Below are 6856 nucleotides of genomic sequence, written 5' to 3'. Positions count from 1 at the left end.
CGACAGGAACAGGATCAGTTGAAGGCTGCTCAGGGCAGCCTTCAACTATGAAACATATTTACCGGACACTAGTGACGCAGAGCGTGGGAACGATCCTGAATCGTCTGCACCCCACCCGCGATTGTTGTAGCCGCCGGGGTGGCGCTGCGCCTTGTCCCGCGATCTGCCGGGAACCGGCAGCAAACCCGGTGCATGCGGTGTGTCAGGCCTAACCAAGTCGTCTGGTTTTGCTGCCGCTGCGCGCCAGATCGCGGGACAAGCCACGCTCCTACGCTCTGCGGCCAAGGCGGCATACCGTCAGATCGCGCGCACGCTGTCTCCACAGCCTCCGGTCAGATCAAAGCAGCGAATCACAGTAACTCCGGCTCCACCCGGTCCCGCCCCCGCATCTTCGCGGCATAGACACCCGAATCCGCGCGCAGCAGCAAGGCATCCCCGCCCTCGCCCTTACGCCAGCTTGCGATGCCGAAGCTCGCGGTGACCCGCCCCACGCCGTCGACCGGTTCAGCGCGCAACGCCGTCCATAACTCACAGGCAAGCGCAAACGCCTGGTCGCCATCGGTGTCCGGGCACAGCACCATGAACTCCTCGCCCCCCAGACGGCAGAAGACATCGCTGCGGCGCAAGCGTTGACACAGACGCTTGCAGATTGCCTGCAATACGTGATCACCCACCGCATGCCCCATCCGGTCGTTAATGCCTTTGAAATGATCGATATCGAGCATCACCACCGCGAAAATGCCGCCGTGCCGGTCGACGCGCAGTAATTCAGCCTGCAAGCGCTCCTGGAAATACCGACGGTTGTAGACACCCGTCAACGCGTCGGTCACCGACATGGTGCGCAGCTCTTCCTCGACACGCTTACGCTCAGTGATGTCCAGACACACCGCCAGATAGCCGATCCGTTGATCGTGCTCATCCAGCACCGGGCTGACGTGCATGTTGACCCGCAGATGGCTGCCATCCTGGCGTACGAACGTCCAGTCATGCGCCTGATGGACGTGCTCCTCGACCGACGCCATGAGCATGGCTTCGCCGGTGTCGATTGACCGCCCGTAATGCTGACTGTACTCCCCGACATGCCCGGCCAGTTCGGAGGACACGTGCAGCTGACGCAGCGTCAGGTGCCCGCAGACCTGCGCACTGCTGTAACCCAGCATCCGTTCCGCGCCGATATTGAAGGTGGTGATCACCCCGTCCAGATCAGTGGCGATGATCGCGACCTGCGTCGCGGCGTCCAGCACATTACGCAGTTGCCCATGGGCGCCGCGCAACTGCTGCTCGCGTTGACGCAACTGTACCGTTCGCTGGTCCACCAGGCGCAAGGCGCGTTGACGCTGGCTGATCAAGGCATACAACAACGCGCTGAGCATGAAACTGAGCAGTGCACCGAGGACCACAACGCTGTCATTGCCAGACGGGTTGGCGGAGATGAACGCAGTGGTCGGACGAACCTGCAAACGAAAGCGACGGCCAGCGAAATCCAGCGTTTTGGCGAATTGCAGATCGCTGACGGCCGCCTTTGCGGCCGACTCATACAGCACTTCCGGTGCTTCCCCTGACGTCAGGTCTTCCAGGCTAACCGCCAGATTGTCCTGATCAGTGGGGGGCAACGCTTCGGTCATCATCTGGCGCAGACTGATCGCCGCCAGCAACACGCCTCGCAAGGGAGGGGACTCGGCTCCCGCCACATGAGAGCGGGCGGTCACGGGCACGATCAGCAGTACCCCCTTGCGATTCTCGGTATCCAGCCCGACCAGATCCAGCCGGGGCGAAGCCGCCATCTCGCCCGACTGGACAGCACGCTCAAGTGTCGCCCGTCGCACGCTTTCAGCGTTGACGTCGTAACCCATTGGCAAGGCGCCGGTGCTCAGGCTTCGGGTGTACCGGATCGGGAAGTAAAACGGGCGTATGCCAGCCACCTTGAGCGCGTTACCGTCGCCAGGATCCAGAATGGAGAAGCCCGATACACCGGCCTCGCGCGTGCGGCGTTCGTACACTGACCGATCCGCGTCGGCCACTTTTGGCGCCCACGAATAGGCTTGGGTGAACACCAGCAGAGGGTCGGCGAACCCTTTGAATTCGTCTTCCGACACCTCCTCGGAATACACGAAGAAGCGACGCAAGCTGTCCAACCGTCGAATTTGTCCCTCGAGTCGGTCCTCGATACGGCTGATACGCTCGCCGGCCAGCAGTTCGAACCGTTGACGCAACTGACGCTGATACAACTCGACATTGGCCAGCGCCAGCAAGGCAGTCAGCACCGCGCCCACAGAAAACACGAGTGTGCCCACGACCCATGAGGAACTGTCTTCGTTGATGAAGCCCAGGATCTTGGCGCTTGACTTGTTTGACGACATACGCAGAACTCATGACGCCACCCCGTGGCCTCGACAGGTGGCCAGAGCTAACTTATAGCTATTAGCCATTAGTTTGCCTAGTGCTGTGCGTCGTCTGTCTTATATCAGGACGAAACGCCAGCCCTTGCGGGATGGCGCTCGCGGGCGTGCATGGCCGGTTTAACGCGCCGTGATTTTCCAGGCACGATGGATTTTGCCGTTCCGGGCAAAGTCCGGATCGATGGTCTGTTGAGTGATTTCCTCGACGGCATATCGCTCAGCCAGGTTTTCGTCCAGCTGGAACTTGCGGAAGTTGTTGGAGAAATACAAAACACCGCCGCTGGCCAACCGGGCCATTGCCAGGTCAATCAGTTGCACCTGATCGCGCTGCACGTCGAACACACCCTCCATGCGCTTGGAGTTGGAGAATGTCGGAGGATCGATAAAGATCAGATCGTACTCGTCACGACTGGACTCAAGCCACGCCATCACATCACCCTGCTCCAGACGGTTCTTGTCCGAAAAACCGTTGAGTGACAGGTTCCGGCGAGCCCAGTCCAGATAGGTTTTCGACAGGTCGACGCTGGTCGTGCTGCGCGCGCCACCTTTGGCCGCGTGGACGCTGGCCGTCGCGGTGTAGCAGAACAGGTTAAGGAAACGTTTACCCGCCGCTTCCCGTTGAATACGCATCCGCATCGGCCGGTGATCGAGGAACAGACCGGTATCCAGATAGTCGGTCAGGTTGACCAGCAGCTTGATGCCACCTTCGTTCACCTCGTTGAATTTGCCCTGCGCACTCTGACGTTCGTACTGCCGGGTCCCGCTTTGACGCTCACGGCGCTTGACCACCACGCGGCTCTTGTCGATGTTCAGCGCCTGCGGAATTGCCGCCAATGCATCGAACATGCGAATCGAGGCTTTCTCAGGGTCGATGGACTTCGGCGCAGCGTATTCCTGAACGTGAACCCAGTCGTGATACAGATCGATGGCCATCGCGTATTCAGGCATGTCCGCATCATAAACGCGGTAGCAGTCAATCCCTTCGCGCTTGACCCACTTGCCCAGTGCCTTGAGGTTCTTCTGCAAGCGGTTGGCAAACATCTGCCCGCCTTCGCTCAGGCGTGGCTGCTCGATGACCGGAGCCGGTGCGGGTGTCGGCTTGATCGGGTTGCCGTTCTTGTTGAATGCGCGTTCCTGCGGTTCGTCCGGCGTCTGGTCGTATGCCGCCTGCTCGCGCTCAACCTGACGCTGTTCCGGCGTGCGACGCTCGCCCGTGACGAACTGGTCCGGCTGGACCTTGATCAACAGCAGCTTGCACGGCAACGCACCGTTCCAGAACGCATACTGCTTGTGGCTGCGAATCCCCATGCGCTTGCCCAGGTCCGGGGCGCCGGTAAACACGGCAGCTTCCCAGTTCAGGCATGCCTGGCGCAGACGCTCACCGAGGTTCTGGTAGAGGTACAACAGGCTCGCCTCATCCCCCAGACGCTCGCCATAGGGCGGATTGCAGATGACCAGGCCTTTCTGGTTCTGGTCCGGACGTGGCTCGAAGGTCGCGACCTCGCCCTGGTAAATTTTGATCCATTCGGACAGGCCGGCGCGCTCGACGTTGTTACGGCCCGGCTGAATGAGCCGAGGATCAGCTTCATAACCACGAATCCACAATGGCGGCCTGGCGAGCCCTGCCTCGGCACGCGCCAGGGCTTCGTCATGCAACTTGCGCCACAGGGCCGGAACGTGACCCAGCCAGGCAGAAAATCCCCAACGCTCACGCTTCAGGTTCGGGGCAATGTCGGCGGCGATCATGGCGGCTTCGACCAGAAACGTGCCCACACCGCACATCGGGTCAGCCAGTGCGCCACCCTCGGCCGCGATACGTGGCCAACCAGAACGGATGAGGATCGCGGCCGCGAGGTTTTCCTTCAACGGCGCCGCGCCCTGCTGCAAGCGATAGCCGCGCTGGTGCAGGCTGTGACCGGAAAGGTCCAGAGAGAGAATGGCTTCGCCCCGATCCAGACGCAGATGTACGCGCAGATCCGGATTGAGCTTGTCGATCGAGGGGCGCGATCCGTCTGAGGTGCGCAGCCGGTCAACAATGGCGTCCTTGACCTTCAATGCGCCGAAATGGGTGTTGTCGATGCCCGAGCCGTGGCCGCTGAACTCCACGGCGAGGGTACCGTCGGGCTCCAGATGATCGGCCCACTCGATGTCGTGGACGCCGTGGTAGAGATCTTCGGCGTCCTTCATCGGGAAGCGCTTGAGCACCAGCAACACCCGGTTGGCCAGTCGCGACCACAAACAGAGCCGGTAGGCAGTTTCCATGTCGGCGCTGCCGCGGATGGTCGATGTGTGTTCGCGGGTTTCCTGGAGGCCAAGCGCAGTGGCTTCCTCAGCGAGCAGGCCTTCGAGGCCTTTGGGACAGGTGAGGAAAAGTTCGTAACGGTCCGACATGAGTATTCCAGAGCCTTGGCTGTAAGTGGCAGGACAACGCATTGCCCAACCCGATTCAAGCAGGCGCCTTTCATCGAGAACGCCTGCGTGGCACACAAATTGTGCCGGTCCGCCGCACCGATACATTTCGAATACGGCAGCGGTGCCGCCCGCAACTGCGGGCCGGCCACTGATATGAAAAAAGCGCTATTCAGCCCGACAACGGCCTGAATAAAAAGTCACATGAATGACCCTTCGTCAGATTTAAATCTGACGTCAATCAGCCATCAGGTGTACTTGAGAACCACTTGCACCTCTCATGAAAACGCCCGAATCAGGGGCGTCGGGCAAAAAACCTGGCTTAAACCCGCTCATCGCTTATGGTCTTAACGCCTCAACGGTTACGTTCTTATGACAAAACGATCATTCACAGCGCCGCATGCATTGGTTAGAAATCAACTCAGGTTGTCGCCGCAACGACGACAGCACCTGACCCGCGACGCCGGCAGCGGGCATTCGAAGGCAGAAGATTCTGCCTGACCTCAACACGAGGTCTCCAAGGACATAACAGTCAACAAACGAGGGCAACACCCTATGAGAAGACTTAAGCGTGATCCGTTGGAAAGAGCTTTTTCGCGCGGATATCAATACGGCGTAACTGGTAAATCCCGTGAGCTTTGCCCATTTACTCTACCGTCGGTACGTCAAGCCTGGATCAACGGCTGGCGAGAAGGACGAGGCGACAACTGGGACGGTATGACCGGCACTGCGGGTATACACAGACTCAACGAACTTCACGCGGTCGGCTGACGCTTAATTACCAAAGGGACATTCCGACTTTTAAAGTTTTTTCGAAAAATTCGACAATCTGATTCGTTTTACCTTAACCATGCACGTCCCCTCAGGACGGCGGGCTAAAGCCCAAGAGGGGTTCCAGTCGGAACCCCTCTTCTTGTTTCGGCACTTTTTTTCTGTCTGGGGTTAGCTATTTCGGCATCGCGGCAATGGCGTCCACCGCCTCGCGAATCAGCGCTGGACCTTTGTAGATAAACCCTGAATAAATCTGCACCAGGCTCGCACCGGCGGCGATTTTCTCCGCGGCGTGTTTGCCCTCGGTGATGCCGCCCGCCGCGATGATCGGCAATCTGCCCCCCAACTCGCTGGCCAGCACCTTGACGATGTGCGTGCTTTTCTCACGCACGGGCGCCCCCGACAAACCGCCCGCCTCGTCGGCGTGAGGCAGTCCCTCGACGCCCACGCGACTCAATGTGGTGTTGGTGGCAATCACCGCGTCCATCCCCGATTCCAGCAGCGCGGTGGCGACCAGGACCGTTTCCTCATCGCTCATGTCGGGCGCGATCTTGATGGCCAGCGGCACGCGTTTGCCATGCGTCAGCGTCAACGCTTCCTGGCGCACACGCAGGGCTTCGAGCAACTGCTTGAGCGAGTCACCGAATTGCAGGCTGCGCAGCCCCGGGGTATTCGGCGAGCTGACGTTGACGGTGATGTAACTGGCGTGGGTGTATACCTTGTCCAGGCAAATCAGGTAGTCGTCGACCGCGCGCTCGACCGGGGTGTCGAAATTCTTGCCGATATTGATACCCAGCACGCCGTTGTAACTGGCCGCCTTTACCCGACTGATCAGGTTATCGACGCCCAGATTGTTGAACCCCATGCGGTTGATGATGCCCTCGGCATGAGGCAGACGAAAAATGCGTGGCTTGGGATTGCCCGGCTGTGGACGCGGGGTGACGGTGCCGATTTCAATGAAACCGAAACCCAGCTGCGCAAATCCGTCGATGGCCGCTCCGTTCTTGTCCAGGCCGGCGGCCAGGCCCACCGGGTTGGGAAACGACAAGCCCATCACCGTCACCGGCAGCCGCGCGGGCGCCTTGTTGAACAGGCCGTTGAGCCCCAGACGACCGCCCGCGCCGATCAGGTCAATGGACAGATCGTGAGATGTTTCCGGGGAGAGTTTGAACAGTAACTGGCGGGCCAGGTTATACATAGCGGGCGCGGCTCGTTTGAGGCTGAAGTCAGCGGCGGATTATAGACGTGCATACGGGTTGAGCGCGAGGCATGTCGCG

General features: G+C 60.0%; 4 protein-coding genes. 1 reads left to right on the top strand and 3 read right to left on the bottom strand.

The window, feature by feature from the left end:
* Positions 1-350: 350 nt before the first annotated feature.
* Both BMY73_RS18035 and rlmKL read right to left on the bottom strand, forming a co-directional pair.
* Positions 351-2360 carry a sensor domain-containing diguanylate cyclase gene (locus BMY73_RS18035; protein ID WP_092408752.1) on the bottom strand — a complete coding sequence of 670 codons (2010 nt, stop codon included), beginning with the start codon at positions 2358-2360 and terminating at the stop codon, positions 351-353.
* 159 nt (positions 2361-2519) lie between these two features.
* A complete protein-coding gene (rlmKL, locus tag BMY73_RS18030) occupies positions 2520-4790 on the bottom strand; it encodes a bifunctional 23S rRNA (guanine(2069)-N(7))-methyltransferase RlmK/23S rRNA (guanine(2445)-N(2))-methyltransferase RlmL (RefSeq protein WP_092408751.1) in 2271 nt (756 codons plus the stop codon).
* A gap of 573 nt (positions 4791-5363) precedes the next feature.
* Between rlmKL and rmf the strand changes: the two genes are divergently transcribed.
* Positions 5364-5579, top strand: coding sequence for a ribosome modulation factor (gene rmf, locus BMY73_RS18025; protein ID WP_010223328.1), 216 nt, complete (start codon positions 5364-5366; stop codon positions 5577-5579).
* Between the two features lie 175 nt (positions 5580-5754).
* Here rmf and BMY73_RS18020 read toward each other — a convergent pair whose 3' ends face one another.
* Positions 5755-6777 (bottom strand): quinone-dependent dihydroorotate dehydrogenase, encoded by a 1023-nt coding sequence (locus BMY73_RS18020; RefSeq protein ID WP_092408749.1) that lies wholly within the window; start codon positions 6775-6777, stop codon positions 5755-5757.
* Between the last annotated feature and the right edge of the window lie 79 nt (positions 6778-6856).

Source organism: Pseudomonas sp. NFACC02 (assembly GCF_900110765.1).
In the GTDB taxonomy this organism is placed as follows: Bacteria; Pseudomonadota; Gammaproteobacteria; order Pseudomonadales; family Pseudomonadaceae; genus Aquipseudomonas.
Note: the sequence above shows the minus strand (reverse complement) of the source record. Positions and strands in the feature narration are given on the sequence as shown.

Bases quoted from the DNA above. Each gene is read 5' to 3' on its own strand.
- BMY73_RS18035 (WP_092408752.1), bottom strand. From the start codon at position 2,360: ATGTCGTCAAACAAGTCAAGCGCCAAGATCCTGGGCTTCATCAACGAA.
- rlmKL (WP_092408751.1), bottom strand. From the start codon at position 4,790: ATGTCGGACCGTTACGAACTTTTCCTCACCTGTCCCAAAGGCCTCGAA.
- rmf (WP_010223328.1), top strand. From the start codon at position 5,364: ATGAGAAGACTTAAGCGTGATCCGTTGGAAAGAGCTTTTTCGCGCGGA.
- BMY73_RS18020 (WP_092408749.1), bottom strand. From the start codon at position 6,777: ATGTATAACCTGGCCCGCCAGTTACTGTTCAAACTCTCCCCGGAAACA.